The following is a 16,347-nucleotide window of genomic DNA, read 5'->3' as shown; positions in this document are numbered from 1 at the left end:
ATGACCGCAGACGACGACGGCACCACGCCAACGGCCGCGGCGAGCGGCGGCACGCCGGACGCCGCCACCCCGGACCGGCGGCGGATCACGCTGACCGGGATCAGCTCCCGTGCCTGGGAGCACCCGGCCGACCGGGGCGCGCTGACCGCGCTCCGTGAGCTGCGTGGCTTCGACGACGTGGTACGGACGTTCTTCGGGATGTGGAACGAGCGGGCGTTCCGGCTCAGCTACCTGGCGTCGGCGATCCGGGTCGACCACCGCCAGTACCCCCGGGTGCACCGGTTGCTCGCCGAGGCGGGGACCGCGCTGGACGTGCCGGAGCTGCCGGAGCTGTTCGTGACCCAGTCCCCGGTGCTCGGCGCCCAGGCCATCGGCCTGGACAAACCGTTCATCGTGGTCAACACCGCCTGCGTACAGCAGCTCGACGACGCCGAGCTGCGGACGCTGCTCGGCCACGAGCTGGGGCACGTCCGCAGTGGTCACGCCGTCTACCAGACAATTCTCGCCATCCTGACCCGCTGGGCGGCGAACCTGAGCTGGCTGCCGGTCGGCGCGATCGCGCTGCGGGCGATCATCGCCGCGATGCTGGAGTGGTGGCGCAAGGCGGAGCTGTCCGGCGACCGTGCCGGGCTGCTCGCCGGTCAGGACCCGGCGGCGGCGCAGCGGCTGCTGATGAAGCTGGCCGGCGGCGGCGACCTCAGCCAGATCGACACCGCCGCGTTCCTGGAGCAGGCTGCCGAGTACGACGGCGGCGGTGACCTGCGGGACAGCCTGCACAAGTTCCGGATGACCGCCTGGAGCACCCACCCGGTGCCGGTGGCGCGGGCCGCGGCACTGCGGCAGTGGATCGACTCCGGTGGGTACGCGCAGGTGCTGGCCGGTGACTACCCACGCCGTGCCGACGACCCGGCCGCTTCGGTGACCGAGGAGATCAAGGCCGCCGCGCAGGCGTACCGCGAGGAGTTCGGCCGCAGCCAGGATCCGTTGGTCGGCCTGCTGCGTCGGCTGGGTTCCGGCGCGGCCGACGTCGGCGAGTGGGCCAGCGGTGCCGCTGGCCGCGCCCGGTCCTGGATGGGCGCGGCCAGCTCCACCGGCCGGCCCGGTGGCCGGCGGAGCTGACCCGGAGTCCGACGCGCGTCCGGCGCGGTCGACCTGGTGGCCGGCCCTGGTGGCCGGCGGAGTGACCTGCAGCCGGTCAGCGCAGCGCGGCCAGCCGCCGCTCGATCACGTCGGGATCGAACCGCGCCGGGTCCAGCGGTGCCTGCCCGTCGTCGAGACCGAGCCAGTCGCGTCGGTCCGCGTACTCCGGATGGGACGGGTCGGCCAGCACGTCGAGCAGGTGGGCGTAGCCCCAGACACCGCCGCAGTCCTCCGGCGGGGCGGCCCGCTCGCCACCCGTACACCGGGGGTAGACCGCCGTCGGGTCGCGGTCGGTGACCGCCACGACGGTGACCTTGTGGGTCCAGTCGTCGCCGAAGTCGTACCGGTAGGTGATCGTGTCGCCGACGGCCGGGGCGACCTGCTCCAGGGTGACCTTGCGCTCCGACTGGTGCCCGGTCCGGTCACCCGGCGGTGCGAAATCGCCGTACGGCGTCTCGAACAGGTGCAGATGGCTGTCGTCCCAGTCGAACGCCGACTGGATCACGTGGTGCAGGTCCTCCAACGGAGTGTCACCCACGACTTCCAGCTGTCGCCGGACGGGTGGCTCGCTGTCGGCCAGCACCACGTCGACCTGGTAGACCGGCGCCGGTCCCTGTGACTTCTTCCGTTTGGCCGGCAGTTTGCGCGCCGGTGCCGGCCGGACCGGCCCGGGACGGCGCTGCGCGGGGAAGGCACCGCCGTGCAGCAGGCCGGGGAGCAGGTCCGCCAGGTCGTCGGGACCGGCGTCGTGGTGCGGGGCCGGCGGCCGGTCCGACTCCGGCATGGTGGCCAGTCGGGCGTCCAGCAGGGTGGCCAGCACCGGGTACGGCGGCCCCTCGTCGTCGTCGGGTTCCGGTTCGTCGTCGAGTTCGTCGTCGGCCTCGTCGTGCACGCTGCGGGCGTCCAACGCCTGCTCGACGTGCCACCGCAGGTCGGCCGGGTCGAGTCGGGTCCGGGTGGTGCCCGGATCCCGGGTCAGTTCGTCCAGGGCCGCCGGCAGCTGGTCACCGTCCAGCAGCAGGATGTCCTGGGCGGCCGAGCAGTCAGCGTGGTCGACGATCACCATCATGGCGTGGGTACGGCCGGCCCGCCGGAAGGCGACGGTGAAGACCGAGTCGGTCCCGTCGGGGCTGTCGATCCGCCAGCAGTCGTCCACCGTCACCTCGGCGGCGACCTCGTCGGCCCACTTCGGCATCGGTACGCCGGTCCCGGCGAGGGTCGTCGCCGCAACTCTGGCCACCTCGGCGGCGGGCGGTGGGGACACTGCGGCGATCGCGGTCAGCAGCGCCACCGCCTCGGGACCGCCTCGGTCGGCGAGCTGCGGGATGAGCCCGTCGCGGAGTGGGCGAACGCCGTCGGGGTCGGGTTCGTCGCCGACCATCGCGACGAACATCGCCCCGGTGAGTTCGGCGGCGATCGGATCGTCGTCGTCGACCAGGGCGGCGGCGCCGCTCAGCAGGGTGCCGATGACGTCGCCGGTCTCCTCACTGCAGCCGGGGCAGTCGCACGGTTCGGGGTTGTCGGTGCCGTCCATCGCGCCAGTGTGCCCGTCCGCTTGCGGCGCCGCGAGGCGAGGTCCCGGCGTGTCGCCGGATGAGCAACGGACGGCCCCTACCATCGTCGGATGACGACTGCCATCCCCACCGCCGCCGACCTGCGGTCCGCCATCGCCCGGGAGATGCCCGGAGTTCGCGCCGACCTGGAGCGGCTGATCCGCATCCCCGGTATCGCCTTCGACGGGTTCGACCACAGCCAGGTGGAGCGGTCCGCTGCGGCGGTCGCCGAGCTGGCCCGGGGCTGCGGGCTGGACGTGCAGGTGGTCCGGGCCGGCGGGCAGCCGGCGGTGCTCGGCCGCCGGCCGGCGCCGCCCGGTGCCCCGACGGTGCTGCTGTATGCCCACCACGACGTGCAGCCGGTTGGTGATCCGGCGCTGTGGTCGAGTGACCCGTTCGAGCCGGTGGAGCGGGACGGCCGGCTGTACGGGCGGGGTGCCGCCGACGACAAGGCCGGAGTCATGGCGCACGTCGCCGCGCTGCGGGCGTTCGGTGACGCGTTGCCGGTCGGTGTGGTGCTCTTCGTCGAGGGGGAGGAGGAGTACGGCAGCGAGTCGCTGTCCCGACTGCTCGACGCCCACCGCGACGAGCTCGCCGCCGACGTGATCGTGATCGCCGACTCGGCGAACTGGGAGATCGGTGTACCGGCGTTGACCACGTCGCTGCGTGGTCTGGTCAACTGTTTCGTCGAGGTCCGTACCCTCGAACAGGCGGTGCACAGTGGCATGTTCGGCGGTCCGGTGCCGGACGCGCTGACCGCGCTCTGCCGGCTGCTGGCCACCCTGCACGACGAGGCCGGGGATGTGGCGGTACCGGGCCTGGTCGGCCGGACCGGCGCCGCCGTCGACCTGCCCGAGCAGCGGTTGCGGGCCGAGGCCGGCATGGTCGACGGGGTGCGGTTCACCGGCACCGGAGCGTTGACCGACCGGCTGTGGACCAAGCCGGCGCTGGCCGTGCTCGGCATCGACGCCCCGGCCACCGACGGCGCTCCGAACGCCCTGGTGCCGGCGGCGCGGGCCAAGCTGAGCCTGCGGTTGGCCCCGGGTGACGACCCGTCGGCGGCGTACGCGGCGCTGACCGCGCACCTGCGGGCACAGGCCCCGTGGGGGGCGCGGGTCGAGGTGAGCCTGGAAAGTGACGGCGACGCCTGCGTGATCGACGCGGCCGGTCTGTACTTCGACGCCGCCCGGGCGGCGTTCGCGGCGGCGTGGGACGGCGTGGCGCCGGTGGACGTCGGTGTCGGCGGTTCGATTCCGTTCATCGCCACGTTCCAGGAGATGTTTCCGGACGCGGCGATCCTGGTGACCGGGGTGGAGGACCCGTACACCGGCGCGCACGGGCCGAACGAGAGCCTGCACCTGGGCGAGTTCGCCCGGGTCTGCCTGGCCGAGGCGTTCCTGCTCGCGGCGGTGGCGGATCCGGCGATTCAGCTGCGCGGGCTTCCGCCGGTACGCTAGTCTTTCGAACATGAGTACGAACGAGGTGATTGCGCGGCTCGACGCCGCGGTCAGTGCTCTGCGGGGCGTCAGCGTCTCCGCCTGGTCCGAGGAGTCGCTGCGCGCTCAGCTCGGCGAGGTCTCGGTTGCCCTCTGCGCCATCGATTCCGCGTTGGCCCGGGTGGCCGACGAGGTGCGTGCCCACGGCCTGCGGGTGGAGGAGCCGGCCACGGCCGGCGTCTCGGGTCGGTCGTGACCTGGTCCGTCGGTCGGCTGCGGCTGGGTCGCGGCCGACCGACGGAGAGCATCACGGCGGGCCTACGGACGACACCTCGAAACGCTCGACCCGAGCGTCGCGGATCGCCGCCGTCTGCCCCGACGACGGCCCCGAGCCCCGGAAGCGGAGCAGTTCCGCCTCGGACTCCCACCGTTCGTAGACGTTGATCCGGTCCGGCTCGACCAGGTCGGCGCTGAGGCTGAAGTCGCGGCAGCCCTTCGCGGCGCGGGCCGCCTGCACCACCGGTTGGCATTCAGCCAGGTATGCCGGCCGGCCGGCGGGCTCTACGTACAGTGCACCGGCGATGATGATCAATGCCGCTCCTTTGCGTCGGTTTCCGGCCAGTTCGGTCTTTGGCAAGTTCGGTCTCAGTTCAGCGGGGTTCGGATTCAGTTCAGCGGGGTGTGACCGGTCGGCACGCGCTCGGCGGCCGGTGGCGGCCCCGGCGGGCTGCCGGTGCCGAACGGGCGCCCGCCGAGCCGCTCGCGTCCGTGCGGGGTCAGCCAGTTGGCCAGGTCCGGGCCGGCCGGTACCACCCCGGTCGGATTGATGTCCCGGTGGACCTCGTAGTAATGCCGTTTGATGTGATCGAAGTCGATGGTGTCCCCGAATCCCGGCGTCTGGAACAGATCCCGGGCGTACGCCCAGAGCACCGGCATCTCGGTCAGCTTCTGCCGGTTGCACTTGAAGTGTCCGTGGTAGACGGGGTCGAAGCGCACCAGCGTGGTGAACAGCCGTACGTCGGCTTCGGTGATGGTGTCGCCGACCAGGTAGCGCTGGTTCTCCAGTCGCGTGGAGAGCCAGTCGAGCCGGTCGAACAATCGTCGGTACGCCGCTTCGTAGGCGTGCTGGCTACCGGCGAACCCGCAGCGGTAGACCCCGTTGTTCACGTCGGCGAAGACCACCGAGTTGACCTCGTCGATCTCGGCGCGTAGCGGCTCCGGGTAGAGCTGCGGCGCGCCGCTGCGGTGGTACGCGGTCCACTCGGTGGACAGGTCGAGGGTCATCTGGGCGTAGTCGTTGGTCACCACCTGCCCGGTCGGCACGTCGACCAACGCCGGCACGGTGATGCCGCGCTCGTAGCCGGGAAATCGGGCGAAGTAGGCGTCCTGCAGCCGTTCGACACCGAGCACTGGATCCCGTCCGTCCGGGTCGAGGTCAAAGGTCCAGCTGCGCTTGTCGTGGGTCGGCCCGGCCACGCCCATCGACAGGGCCTGTTCCAGACCGAGCAGCCGGCGGACGATGATCGCCCGGTTTGCCCACGGACATGCCCTGCTGACCACCAGCCGGTATCGATGCGATTCTACCGGATATCCATCGCGCCCGTCGCCGGTGATCCGGGTCGCGATGTACCGCTGATCGCGGGTGAACTCACCGCCGGGGTTGACGTAGCTGCCGTCTGCCGTCTTCGCCATGTCTGCACCGTACCCATCCGACGGGCACCGCACCTGGTCCGGACGTAGTCGGGTTGACAGCGGCAGCCTCCTGTGCGGTATCGGTCATGCCGGTGGCTTCGGTGGACGTCGGACGCGGGATTGGTAGTCTGCTCAGCCAGTTATCGCCCGGCGACGTGCACCATGGCTCATCGTCGTGCAACTCTCCGGTGGGCGTTGACCCACCTGAAATCACCCCGGAGGCAGGGCATGGCTTCACTCGACACGGCACTCAAGGACGCGATGAGCATCGAGGGTGCCATCGGTGCCGCGCTGGTCGACTATTCCAGCGGAATGACACTCGGCACCGCCGGTGGCTCGGCCGAGATGGATCTCGCGGTGGCTGCGGCAGGCAACACGGACGTGGTCCGAGCCAAGATGCGTACCCTGGAGATGCTGAAGATCGCTGACGGCATCGAGGACATTCTCATCACGCTGGACACCCAGTACCACCTGATCCGTCCGGTCTCCTCCCGGTCCGGTCAGGGCCTGTTCTTCTACCTGGCGCTGAGCCGGTCCCGGTCGAACCTGGCCCTCGCCCGGCACCAGCTGCGCCAGCTCGAAGCCTCGATCGAGCTCTGACCGGGCCGGTAGGAGTTTTCGTCTGCTCGCCGGGGCGGGCGGCCGGGTGCGCTCGGCGGCCCTTCCCGGCGAGTGCGCTGCCCGGGTGGAATGACGACCCCGCCCCGTACCGTCGAACGGAGATCAGTCATGTCTGGGACCAACGGCAGCGTTCCGTCACCTCCGGATCCGGCGTCCGCTGAACTTGCCTCACTGAAACACGGCGTCACCGGCGTGATCGGCTCGGTGATCGCCGGTGTCGACGGGCTGTTGCTGCTGCACGATCTGACCGACGGGACAGAGCCGCACGACCTGGCGGCGCTCGCGGCGGCGACCTTCGGGCTCGGTCGGCAGACCGGCCTCGCTCTGCGGCAGGGCCCGTTCCGGGAGTCCACCGTCCGCAGTCACAAGGGCTACTTCTCGGTGTACGCGATCAACGACAGTGCGCTACTCGCGGTGCTCGGCGCCGACGGGCTGAACGTCGCCCGGCTGCACATCGAGGCGCGCGGGGTGGCCGGCCGGTTGACCACCATGCTCGACGAGCACCTGGCAAATCAGGTACGGCTCTGAGAAAACGTCAACCTTGGGTTGACGTCGGACACGCGTCAACTTAAGGTTGACGCATGTCCGAATATCTGCCGCTCGGCAATCCGGTCCGCCTCGACGACCTGATCGCCGGGATCAAACAAGCCAGTGACGACCGACTCGCCCAGCTCAGCAACGCCGTCGTCGTCGGCGACCACCTCGGCGAACTCGCCGATCACCTGATCGGTCACTTCGTCGATCAGGCCCGCCGGTCCGGCGCGTCGTGGACCGAGATCGGGCGCAGCATCGGGGTCAGCAAACAGGCCGCGCAGAAGCGGTTCGTACCGAAGACCCCGGAGGAACCCAACGACCTCGACCCGCAGCAGGGGTTCAGCCGGTTCACTCCGCAGGCCCGCAACGCGGTGGTCGCCGCCCAGCACGAGGCCCGCCGGGCCGGCAACGACGAGATCACCACCGGGCACCTCGTCCTGGCCCTGCTGGCCGACCTGGACAGCCTCGCCGCCCGGGTTCTGGCGGATCGGGTGGGCGACCTGGACCGGATTCGTCAGGTGGCGGCGACGGCCCTGCCGCCGGCGGTCGACCACGTGCCGGAGCTCGTCCCTTTCGACGCCCAGGTGCGCAAGGTGCTGGAGCTGACTTTCCGCGAGGCGCTACGGTTCGACGACCGGATGGTCGGGACGGCCCACATCCTGCTCGCCCTGCTGGAGTACGCCGCCGGGGCCGGCCCGCTGGCCGATCTGGGAGTCACCAAACCCGACGTCGAGACGTACGTCCGCTCTGCGGCCTCTCGGGAGGACCTGCCGGCGGCCTGATTTTCCGTCCGCCGTCAGCCGTCAGCCGTCAGCCGTCAGCCGTCAGTCTCGGCGGTTGTCGGTCGACGGTTGGCGGGCAGTTTGCGGGTGTCCCGCAGTTCGAGATACGGCTCGCGGTCGTCCGGATGGCCGGCCGCGATCGCCCGGCCACGCTCCAGTTCGGCGTCCAACTCGCCGCCGAGCAGGATCGCGATGTTGGTCAGCCACAACCAGACGAGGAAGACGATCACGCTGGCGATGGCGCCGTAGGTCTCGTTGTACGACCCGAAGTTGGCGACGTAGAACGCGAATCCGGCGGAGACCAGCAGCCAGAGCAGCACCGCCAGGACGCTGCCCGGACTCACCCACCGGAACCCGCCCTGCCGGGCGTTCGGCGTGGCCCAGTACAGGATCGAGAACATCAGACTGACCAGGACCACCAGCACCGGCCACTTGGCGACGTCCCAGGCGGCGACCGCCTCCCGTCCGACACCCAGCAGTTCCCCGGTCCGGGCGGCCAGTTCCCCGGTGAAGACGACGATCAGGGCGCTGGCAATCAGCATCAGCCCGATGACGGCGGTGACGCCCAGCCGGATCGGCAACGTCTTCCAGATCGGGCGACCCTCCGGCACGTCGTAGATGGCGTTGGCGGCCCGCATGAAGGCCCCGATGTAGCTGGACGCCGACCAGAACGCGGCGAGCAGACCGACGACGGCCACCAGGCCAGCCGTGTCGGAATTCTCCCGGACCTGGGCAATCGACTGGTCGAGGAAGCCGCCGATCTCGCCGGGCGCGAGACCGCCGATCACGCCCTGGACGTCGTCGGTGGCGCCGCCGCCGAGCAGCCCGAGCACCGCCACCAGCACCAACAAGCCAGGAAAGATCGACAGTACGCCGTAGTAGGTGAGCCCGGCGGCCAGGTCGGGCACTGCGTCGGCGGTGAACTCGCGGATCGTACGCCGAGCGGCTGCCCACAGCGACGAGGCAGACAGCCGGGCCGGGTGGTCCGGCCCCTCGTCCGGCCCCACCGGCGGCCGGTCCGGATCGCCCGGGCTCCGGCGTTCAGTCACCGGCCCGTCCTGGCCCGGTTGGATCCCTGTGGTACCCGCTGTCGACATCGTGGCGACCTCCGATCGGTGCGGTACGAGGATCCTGCCCAACCGCCACCCTGGCCAATCCTCGGGTCGTCGTCCCCCTGCGCCGGACGGGCCGATCGACTTCAAGGAACACCCCTGGACCGCCAGATCGGGTCGGACGCGTACCCCGGGCCGGATGCGACGATGGTGGCGGCCGGCTCGGTCGCCGGCCACATCTCAAGGGGCGCTGCAGTACCTGGCGGCAGACTTCTGGGTGCGTGAATTCATGACACTTCGTGCCACGATCGTCGGTGCCGGTCTTGCCGGCTCGCTGACTGCGGTCGCATTTGCCCGTTCCGGCGTCGGAACCTCCGTCTACGAGGCGTACCTCGATCCCGCCGGGACGACCGGGGGCTTTCTCAACCTGACCGCCAACGCGCTCGGGGCCGCTGCACTCGGTCGGCTGTCTGGAGCAGATACAGGCACGCGGGATCGTGGTGAACCGGCTGTGTCTGTGGAGCGGCGAAGGCCGGCTGCTGGGTTGACTGTCCCGGGCCGGACGCCTGGCCAACCGGCCGATGAACGTGTCGATCATGCGTGGCGACCTGGTGTCCGTACTGCGCGACGAAGCGATCCGGGCCGGCGCGGAGGTCCACACCGGCCGCTGACTGGCCGGGGCCACCAGCAGCACCGGTGGGGTGACCGCGCAGTTCATCGACGGGGCCCGGGTGGAGTGCGACGTTCTCGTCGGTGCCGACGGGACGCATTCGCGGGTGCGCCGGGTGATCAGCAACGCGGCGCCACCGCCCGAGTACGGCGGACACTGCGCAATCGACGGGGTGACCCGGCTGCCGGGCATCGTGGCCGGGACGTTGCATCTGGTGGTCAGCCGGCAGGGCTGCTTCCAGTACACCGCCAAGCCGGACGGCACCGTCTGGTGGAACGCGCTCGTGCCGACCGGCGACCTCGACCCGGCGGAGTTGGCTGGCATCAGCGAGCAGGGCTGGCGGAGCCGGCTGTCCGCGCAGTACGGCCAGGGCGACACCCCGTGCGCCACGCTGATCGCTCAGTGCACCACGCTGGGCCGCCCCGTGCCGCTCTATCTGCCGCAGCGGTTGGCGCACTGGCGACGGGGCCGGATGGTGGTGCTCGGCGACGCCGCCCACCCCGTCGGGTACGGGCTCGGCGCCGGGCTCGCCCTGGAGGACGCCGTGGTGCTCGGCCGCTGTCTGCGTGACGTCGACGACGTGCCGATGGCGCTGGCCACGTACGAGTCGATGCGCAGGTCCCGGACGGAGCGGGCGCTGCGCGCCGGCACGCGGTACGGCCGGTTCCGTAGCCTGCCCGGCCGCGGCTGGCTCGACGTCGCTCTCGCGCCGCTCTACCGCCGGTACTTCTGGGGTGGGGCGTCTTCCTGGCTGCTGGCGTACGACGTGGAGTGGCACCGCCGGGTCCGCGTCTGACCAGCGTCGGTCCGACCGACGTCGGTGGTCGGATCACCGTCCGGCTGACCATCGTCGGGCGGCCGCAACGACCGACCCGGGCCGCCACGCAACACTCCGCAACTGCACGCCAACCGTGCGCCGGTGACGGTCGCCCTGACCCTGATCTGTGGCCTGGCGATGGTGCCCCAGCTGCGCTACGACTGGCTGTCCGGGCTGGCCTTCTTCAGCCTGGTGATGCTGCTGATCAACTGCCCGTTGCGCTGGTGGTCGGCCACACCGTGGTCTTCGTGGCCATCGCGGTGGGCCTGCTGCGGGTCAGCGCCGACTCGGTCGTGATCCTGATCTGCTGATCGCCATCACCAGCGGCGTGCAGGTGGCGATCTACAACCAGATCGACACCTCGATGCAGTTGTTGCAGGCGCGGGCCGAAACTGACCCAGTTGGCGGTGGCCAGAGAACGGCTCCGGATCGCCCGCGACCTGCATGACATCCTCGGCCAACGGCTGTCCGCGGTGACCCTCAAGGCCGATCTCGCCGCCCGGATGGTGGACTCGGCGCCGGACCGGGCGGTGACCGAGATGGCCGAGGTGGCGCGGGATGCGCTGGCCGAGGTGCGGGCGGCGGTCTCCGGCTACGGCTTCCTCTCGACCTGAGATGGATTCGGGGATGGCTGTGCCGCAGAGCTGGCAGGAACGGCGGTTGATGCCGACCTGCGAGGGTGGTGAGGTTCGATATGAGGCTGACAAGAGCGGTGCTCTCCGTAAAGACTATTGCTCATGAGTACGACCGATGCTCTAATTCGTGGTACCCGGTCGGGTAAGCTTCGGCGGTACTGACCTGCACGATCGGTGCGGTGGTGCCGGTGCCGGTGCCGGTGCCGGTGCCGGTGCCGACGGGACCGCTCGAAGGAGGAGAGGCCTTGGCTTCCGCACGCGCGCTGCGGGAACGCGTCCGCAAGGAACTGACCGACGAGATCGTCGAGATCGCCAAGGCGCAGCTCGCCGACCGGGGTGCCGAAAACCTCTCCCTGCGGGCGATCGCCCGGGATCTCGGCATGGTCTCCTCAGCGGTCTACCGCTACTTCCCGAGCCGTGACGACCTGCTGACCGCGCTGGTCACCGACGGCTACAACTCCGTCGGCACCGCCGTCGAGCAGGCCGACGAGGAGGCGGCGGCCGACGACTTCGCGGGCCGGTGGCGGTCGGTCGGGCAGGCGCTGCGTAGCTGGGCGATCGAGCACCCGCACGAGTACGCACTTCTCTACGGATCACCGGTACGCGGCTACCACGCCCCGGAGACCACTCTGCAGGCGGCGATGCGGGACAAGGTCGTGCTCGGCCGGATCATCAGCGACGCGCACCGAGCCGGAGTGCTGCGTACCCCGCCGACCGCTCAGGCCACGCCCGAGTCGCTCGGCGGTGACCTCGAGCGAGTGCGGTCGGCCGTGCTCCCAGCCGTGCCCGACGAGTCCGTCATCGCCGCGCTGGCCGCGTGGAGCGGGCTGTTCGGGATGCTCAACCTGGAGCTGTTCGGCCATTTCAACAACATCATCGACGACCGGGCAGCCCTGTTCGACCAGGCCCTGACCCGCCTGGCCGAGTTGGCCGGACTGCCGACCTGACCCGACACACCACGCCAAGGCACCGCGACACCCCTCGGAACACCGCGGTACGCCACGCCCGAACAACTGGAGACTGTCCGTGCGGATCATCGTCATCATCTGCACAGCCGTGCTCATCATGGAGTTCGTCCTGCACGGCCTCGCCATGTACATCGGTATGGAGGCAGGTATCCAGCCGTTGCAGAACCACTTCGGGTTCCGCCCCAGCCGGGCGTTGACCCTGCTGATCGCGGTCCTCGACACTCTGGCCGCCGCCGGCCTGGTGATCGGCATCTGGCGGCCGGGGATCGGCGCCATCGCCGCCGGCTACACAGTGGCCTTCTTCGGCATGATGCTGATCCTGCGCTTCTACCGTAACCTCGGCGGCATCCTGCCGCCCGACTTCCCGCTCTTCTTCGCCCTCGGCGTGGTCGTCCTGGTACTGCAGCTGATGCGTTGACGCCCGCAGCGGACGCGAGTCGGAGCCGGTGGGCGAAGCGGCCCCAGCGGGCGAGGTTGGCGCGGCGGCCAACCGCACCGGCCGGGCCGGCCGGTACCCGCACAATATTCCCGACTGGTGATCGGCGTGGAACGATGGGCGGATGCCACGAGGTGCGAAGGCGGGTGAGGAGCGGGCCGGGGTGCCGTTGACCAACCTCGATCAGCCGCTGTTCGACGGCGCCGGTGCGACAAAGCGCGACCTCGTCGACTATCTCGACGCGGTGCACGACCAGATCGTCCCCGCGCTGCGCGACCGGCCGCTGTCGGTGGTCCGGGTCCGACCCGGCCAGCCACCGTTCATGCAGAAAAACCTGCCCGGGTACGCACCGGACTGGATTGCCACCGCCGAGGTGTGGGCGGACCGTTCCCGGCGGATGCTGACCTACGGTCTGTGTAACGACCGGCGGACTCTGCTCTGGTTCGCCAATCAGCGGTCGGTCGAGTTCCATCCGACTTTGACGACAGCCGGCGAACGGGCGTACCCGACGCACCTGATCCTCGACCTCGACCCGCCGCCGGGCGGCGCGTTCCGGTTGGCGGCGCAGGCGGCCCTGCTGGTCCGCGAGGTGCTGACCTCGTGCGGCATGGCCGGGGCGGTGAAGACCAGCGGCGCCAAGGGTGCGCACGTGTTCGTGCCGCTGGCGGGTGACGCCGACCATGCCGACGTCGCCGCGGCGACCCGGGCGATCGCGACCCGAGCCGAACGCCTGGACCCGGCGCTGGCGACGACGGCTTTCATCGTCGAGCAGCGGGACGGCAAGGTCTTCCTCGACTCGACCCGGGCCGGCGGCGCGACCGTGGTCGCCCCGTACAGCCCACGGCTGCGGCCGGGTCTGCCGGTCTCTTTCCCACTGACCTGGGAGGCGCTGGAGGCGGCGGTGCCGACCGACTACACCATCGGTACGGTGCCGTCCCTGCTCGGCGACGGCGATCCGTGGGCGACGCTGATGCCGCTGCCGCAGCGCCTCGATCCCGGCCTGGTCGAGCAGGGGCACGGCATCCCGATCGCGCGGGTGGTCGCGATGCACGAAGGCAAGCGCCGCGCCGCCGAACGCCGTAGACGCGAGGCCCGGGAGCCCGACGGCGGGCCGGGCTGACCCTGTCCGGGTACGACGGCCCTGTCCGGGTACGACGGTCAGTCGATCCGGCCGACCGGCTCGCGCTTTTCAGCCTGGAACACGTCCTCGGTGCGGCCGCGGGCCCAGTAGCCGGATATCGAGATCGCCTCGCGGGGGACGCCTCGTGCCTGGAGCACCTTGCGGACGGCCTTGATCGACTCTCGCTCGCCGTGCGCGAAGACCTGCACGGCGCCGGGAGAGTCCTTGGCAGGCGGCCAGGGCCAGTCCTCCATCGCGCGGGCGAGGAACACGGTGTCACCGTCGTCGGCGTTGACCAGCCAGTTCACCGTCACCTGGGCGGGGTGTTCGAGGTCGATGATGTCGGCCGGATCGGTGATCTCGAGGTGCGCGACGCCGCGCGCGTGCTCCGGCAGTGCCTGCAGGGACGCGGCGATCGCTGGCAACGCGGACAGGTCCCCGGCGAACACGTGCCAGCCGACCTCCGGGTCGGGCGCGTACGCACCGCCGGGACCCGACATCACCAGCCGGTCGCCGGGCGTGGCCTTGGCCGCCCACACCGCCGCCACCCCGGCGTCGCCGTGGGTCACGAAGTCGATCGCCAGCCGCCGGGTGGCCTGGTCGAACCAGCGGACCGTGTAGGTACGGGTCACCGGCCGTTGCCGGGCCGGCAGGGTGGTTCGCAGCGCGGCGAGGTCGTAGGGCGGCTCCAGCCCGAGCGTGGGGTCGACGAACAGCAGCTTCACGTACGCGTCGGTGTGGCCGACGTAGCTGAATTCGGCCAGCGACGGCCCGGCGAGAACCACCCGCACCAGGTGCGGCGTCAGCCACTCGGTGGACTCGACCGTGAGTACGTACTGATTCGGTGCCTGCCGCCGGGTCGTCGCCATCGCATGTTCCTCCGCTTCGCTGCTCCTTCTTAGGTTAGGCGAGCCTACTTCGCGGCGTACTGCGTGGCGACGGAGGCCGGTGCGGCGTGACCCCCCGGGCGACTTCGTCGTGTACCGGCTCCGAGATGGCTTGCTAACCGTGCCGCAACAGCCTGACCGAGGCCGGGGTCTTTCGGAACCCGCCGGTTACCGCGGGCGGGTACGCCGCAGAAAGGGCTCCTCGGTGCCAGCCAACGCGTCGCCGGCCGTTTCACTATGTGCTGACCGTGCTGACACTGTCGGTCGCGCTGCTGCGGGGGCGGCGGAGGTCCCGGCGCTCTGCGGTGGCTCCCGGGCCGCCGCGCGGCGGGACGAGCTAGAAGAACCCGGCCCACCCGGCAAGCTCCTCGACTGAGCGCCCCCCGGTGTCAGTCGGCGGGGGCCGCCGAGGCGGGGCGGGTGGCCGCGACGGGTCGAGCGTCGGTCCGGTGGGTATCCGCGAGACCAGCGTGGTCGGCACATCGGTCGCCTGGGTCGCCGAGTAGCCGAGCTGCCCGAGGACGGTCGCGTTGGGCACCGGGAACTTGATGCCGAGGTCAGTGACGACGTAGTACGGGCCGGTATCGGCGGTCGGCGCGCCGAAAACCCGCCCGGCGGCGACCCGGCCCGGCGGCACCAGCACATAGTCGGCGAGGATCACACCGTCGCGGGTGACCGAGTCGGTCGGTACGGCCTCGTCGAGGCCGGCCACCGTACCGCCGACAGAGGTGATCGTCGGTACGGTGCGTGCGTCGCTGGTGACCGCGCACAGCGTGTAGCCGGTTGCCGGTCGGATCAGCGCGGGCGGCGACGCAGGCGGCGCGCTGTCTCCGGCCGCTGGCCGCACCTGGCTGCTGGTCGGTGCCGCCGTAGCCTGGGACACAGGTATCTCGACCGGCCACGGTGAACTCGGCGCGCAGGATTCTCCGTTGCAGCTCGGTGATCGGCGCGAGCCCGTCGTCGAGGACGAGGTAGTACTGCGGCCCCGAACCGGTCTGCGCGACCAGCACCTCGCCGATCGCCCAGCCGTCCACTTCGCTGGACGGCTGGTTGCGGCCGCTGAACGCGACCCGTTCGATGGCGTTGCCGGCGGGTAGCGCGTCGAGCCACGCCGGGCCGACCGGTGCGGCGTTGACCTCTCCGAAGAGGGCGGGTACGACGTTGCGGGCGTCGCGGATCAGGAACCGGCGGCCGTGCCAGACGAGGTGCGTCGCGTCCTGCCGGGAGTCGCGGACCAGCACGCCCTCCTCCGCCAGCGACCGCCCGCCGACCGGTGCCCGGGACACGACCAGAGAGACGGTCTCGACGGTTCGGCCGGTGTCATCCCCGCTGGGCGCCGAGCAGATCGTCCAAGGTAGGCCAATGTGCTTACTGGCCGGTGCCAGAGAGTTGGGCGCGCCCGGAATACCGATCGTGACGCCGCGGGGCGTGCTGGCCAGCGAGTTGCCAGGCACCCGGAACACGGGCGCGTCGGGGCGGCCGGAGGCCAGCACCGCCGACGCGTAGTTGAGCGTCGGGTGCAGTTTGCCTTGACGGTAGATGAAGCTGGCGCCGGTCTCCTTCTCGATCACGACCGCGCCGTCGGCCTGCCACCTGTCGCTGCCGGCCTTGGTCACGATGCCGTAGATGCCGAACCCGGCGGCTACCAGGATGGCGATCATCAGGCCGCCGAAGATTGCGCCGACACCGCGGCGCAGCGGGGACTGCTGCGGGTCGGTCTCGCGCATCACGTAGGCAGATATGACCCGTTGAGTGAGGAACTGGTACGAGTGGAGTTGGTCGCGTCGCGTGGCCATGTCTGGGTCACCCCCCGTCGGGGCGGGCGCCGGCACGCGAACCAGGCCGCGTAGGTCGATCATCTCCGGGCTGTCCGATGCCGTCGCCCGCGTCGATCGTCACGGAGCCGGCCTCACCGGCCGCGACCTCCAGGGCATCGCGGATGCTCGGGTAGGCCCCCGAACGCTGTGGCTGCCGCGCTCATCACCGCGCAGACGCCAGTCGTGC

Annotated in this window: 18 protein-coding genes and 1 pseudogene; 12 read left to right on the top strand and 7 right to left on the bottom strand. The window is 70.9% G+C overall.

Translation table 11 applies throughout. The features are described from left to right. Positions 1-1,119, top strand: a complete 1,119-nt coding sequence (locus tag O7610_RS14490) for a M48 family metallopeptidase (protein WP_281551273.1) — start codon at positions 1-3, stop codon at positions 1,117-1,119. Positions 1,120-1,195: 76 nt separating this feature from the next. Here O7610_RS14490 and O7610_RS14485 read toward each other — a convergent pair whose 3' ends face one another. Continuing rightward, the gene (locus O7610_RS14485) at positions 1,196-2,674 is read right to left on the bottom strand and encodes a plasmid pRiA4b ORF-3 family protein (RefSeq protein WP_281551272.1); all 1,479 of its coding nucleotides are present in this window, start codon (positions 2,672-2,674) and stop codon (positions 1,196-1,198) included. A gap of 90 nt (positions 2,675-2,764) precedes the next feature. On the opposite strand from O7610_RS14485, the gene O7610_RS14480 reads away from it, so the two are divergent. Both O7610_RS14480 and O7610_RS14475 read left to right on the top strand, forming a co-directional pair. Then, positions 2,765-4,150 (top strand): dipeptidase, encoded by a 1,386-nt coding sequence (locus tag O7610_RS14480; RefSeq protein WP_289213492.1) that lies wholly within the window; start codon positions 2,765-2,767, stop codon positions 4,148-4,150. Positions 4,151-4,160: 10 nt separating this feature from the next. Next, positions 4,161-4,385 carry a hypothetical protein gene (locus O7610_RS14475; protein WP_281551270.1) on the top strand — a complete coding sequence of 75 codons (225 nt, stop codon included), beginning with the start codon at positions 4,161-4,163 and terminating at the stop codon, positions 4,383-4,385. Between the two features lie 51 nt (positions 4,386-4,436). On the opposite strand, the gene O7610_RS14470 is transcribed toward O7610_RS14475, so the two are convergent. Together O7610_RS14470 and O7610_RS14465 are read right to left on the bottom strand one after the other, a co-directional pair. After that, positions 4,437-4,721, bottom strand: coding sequence for a putative quinol monooxygenase (locus tag O7610_RS14470; RefSeq protein WP_281551269.1), 285 nt, complete (start codon positions 4,719-4,721; stop codon positions 4,437-4,439). Between the two features lie 74 nt (positions 4,722-4,795). Further along, positions 4,796-5,821 (bottom strand): glutathione S-transferase family protein, encoded by a 1,026-nt coding sequence (locus O7610_RS14465; RefSeq protein ID WP_281551268.1) that lies wholly within the window; start codon positions 5,819-5,821, stop codon positions 4,796-4,798. Positions 5,822-6,049: 228 nt separating this feature from the next. Here O7610_RS14465 and O7610_RS14460 point away from each other — a divergent pair, with 228 nt between their 5' ends. From O7610_RS14460 to O7610_RS14450, 3 genes are all read left to right on the top strand, one after another. Then, complete coding sequence (locus tag O7610_RS14460) at positions 6,050-6,421, top strand: hypothetical protein (protein WP_281551267.1); 372 nt, start codon at positions 6,050-6,052, stop codon at positions 6,419-6,421. A gap of 129 nt (positions 6,422-6,550) precedes the next feature. Then, positions 6,551-6,970: a roadblock/LC7 domain-containing protein gene (locus O7610_RS14455; protein ID WP_281551266.1), complete on the top strand. Its 420-nt coding sequence runs from the start codon at positions 6,551-6,553 to the stop codon at positions 6,968-6,970. 53 nt (positions 6,971-7,023) lie between these two features. Then, positions 7,024-7,758, top strand: a complete 735-nt coding sequence (locus O7610_RS14450; protein ID WP_289213491.1) for a Clp protease N-terminal domain-containing protein — start codon at positions 7,024-7,026, stop codon at positions 7,756-7,758. Positions 7,759-7,793: 35 nt separating this feature from the next. Here O7610_RS14450 and O7610_RS14445 read toward each other — a convergent pair whose 3' ends face one another. After that, positions 7,794-8,855: a YihY/virulence factor BrkB family protein gene (locus tag O7610_RS14445; RefSeq protein WP_502959096.1), complete on the bottom strand. Its 1,062-nt coding sequence runs from the start codon at positions 8,853-8,855 to the stop codon at positions 7,794-7,796. A 656-nt stretch (positions 8,856-9,511) separates the two neighbouring features. Here O7610_RS14445 and O7610_RS14440 point away from each other — a divergent pair. The 6 genes from O7610_RS14440 (at position 9,512) to O7610_RS14415 (ending at position 13,456) form a co-directional block, all read left to right on the top strand. Next, positions 9,512-10,276 (top strand): FAD-dependent oxidoreductase, encoded by a 765-nt coding sequence (locus tag O7610_RS14440; protein WP_281551262.1) that lies wholly within the window; start codon positions 9,512-9,514, stop codon positions 10,274-10,276. A gap of 123 nt (positions 10,277-10,399) precedes the next feature. Next, entirely contained in the window at positions 10,400-10,594 is a 195-nt protein-coding gene (locus O7610_RS14435) for a hypothetical protein (protein ID WP_289213490.1), read from the top strand. A 110-nt stretch (positions 10,595-10,704) separates the two neighbouring features. Continuing rightward, positions 10,705-10,911, top strand: a complete 207-nt coding sequence (locus tag O7610_RS14430) for a histidine kinase dimerization/phosphoacceptor domain-containing protein (RefSeq protein ID WP_281555681.1) — start codon at positions 10,705-10,707, stop codon at positions 10,909-10,911. 266 nt (positions 10,912-11,177) lie between these two features. Further along, the gene (locus tag O7610_RS14425) at positions 11,178-11,879 is read left to right on the top strand and encodes a TetR/AcrR family transcriptional regulator (RefSeq protein ID WP_281551260.1); all 702 of its coding nucleotides are present in this window, start codon (positions 11,178-11,180) and stop codon (positions 11,877-11,879) included. Positions 11,880-11,958: 79 nt separating this feature from the next. Next, positions 11,959-12,318: a hypothetical protein gene (locus tag O7610_RS14420; protein ID WP_281551259.1), complete on the top strand. Its 360-nt coding sequence runs from the start codon at positions 11,959-11,961 to the stop codon at positions 12,316-12,318. A gap of 142 nt (positions 12,319-12,460) precedes the next feature. Continuing rightward, positions 12,461-13,456 carry a DNA polymerase domain-containing protein gene (locus O7610_RS14415; RefSeq protein ID WP_289213489.1) on the top strand — a complete coding sequence of 332 codons (996 nt, stop codon included), beginning with the start codon at positions 12,461-12,463 and terminating at the stop codon, positions 13,454-13,456. A 38-nt stretch (positions 13,457-13,494) separates the two neighbouring features. Here O7610_RS14415 and O7610_RS14410 read toward each other — a convergent pair whose 3' ends face one another. From O7610_RS14410 to eccB, 3 genes and pseudogenes are all read right to left on the bottom strand, one after another. Further along, positions 13,495-14,325, bottom strand: a complete 831-nt coding sequence (locus O7610_RS14410; protein ID WP_281551257.1) for a siderophore-interacting protein — start codon at positions 14,323-14,325, stop codon at positions 13,495-13,497. Positions 14,326-14,680: 355 nt separating this feature from the next. Then, positions 14,681-15,190: a type VII secretion protein EccB gene (locus O7610_RS14405; protein WP_289213488.1), complete on the bottom strand. Its 510-nt coding sequence runs from the start codon at positions 15,188-15,190 to the stop codon at positions 14,681-14,683. 121 nt (positions 15,191-15,311) lie between these two features. Continuing rightward, positions 15,312-16,139, bottom strand: a pseudogene (eccB, locus tag O7610_RS14400) (type VII secretion protein EccB); the annotation flags it as partial. Between the last annotated feature and the right edge of the window lie 208 nt (positions 16,140-16,347).

Source organism: Solwaraspora sp. WMMA2065, from assembly GCF_030345075.1.
GTDB lineage: Bacteria > Actinomycetota > Actinomycetes > Mycobacteriales > Micromonosporaceae > Micromonospora_E.
This window is presented reverse-complemented; position numbering and strand designations above follow the sequence as displayed.

What these genes read in the sequence shown, in the direction of transcription:
- O7610_RS14490 (WP_281551273.1), top strand. Translation starts at nt 1, where the DNA reads ATGACCGCAGACGACGACGGCACCACGCCAACGGCCGCGGCGAGCGGC.
- O7610_RS14485 (WP_281551272.1), bottom strand. Translation starts at nt 2,674, where the DNA reads ATGGACGGCACCGACAACCCCGAACCGTGCGACTGCCCCGGCTGCAGT.
- O7610_RS14480 (WP_289213492.1), top strand. Translation starts at nt 2,765, where the DNA reads ATGACGACTGCCATCCCCACCGCCGCCGACCTGCGGTCCGCCATCGCC.
- O7610_RS14475 (WP_281551270.1), top strand. Translation starts at nt 4,161, where the DNA reads ATGAGTACGAACGAGGTGATTGCGCGGCTCGACGCCGCGGTCAGTGCT.
- O7610_RS14465 (WP_281551268.1), bottom strand. Translation starts at nt 5,821, where the DNA reads ATGGCGAAGACGGCAGACGGCAGCTACGTCAACCCCGGCGGTGAGTTC.
- O7610_RS14460 (WP_281551267.1), top strand. Translation starts at nt 6,050, where the DNA reads ATGGCTTCACTCGACACGGCACTCAAGGACGCGATGAGCATCGAGGGT.
- O7610_RS14455 (WP_281551266.1), top strand. Translation starts at nt 6,551, where the DNA reads ATGTCTGGGACCAACGGCAGCGTTCCGTCACCTCCGGATCCGGCGTCC.
- O7610_RS14450 (WP_289213491.1), top strand. Translation starts at nt 7,024, where the DNA reads ATGTCCGAATATCTGCCGCTCGGCAATCCGGTCCGCCTCGACGACCTG.
- O7610_RS14445 (WP_502959096.1), bottom strand. Translation starts at nt 8,855, where the DNA reads ATGTCGACAGCGGGTACCACAGGGATCCAACCGGGCCAGGACGGGCCG.
- O7610_RS14415 (WP_289213489.1), top strand. Translation starts at nt 12,461, where the DNA reads ATGCCACGAGGTGCGAAGGCGGGTGAGGAGCGGGCCGGGGTGCCGTTG.
- O7610_RS14410 (WP_281551257.1), bottom strand. Translation starts at nt 14,325, where the DNA reads ATGGCGACGACCCGGCGGCAGGCACCGAATCAGTACGTACTCACGGTC.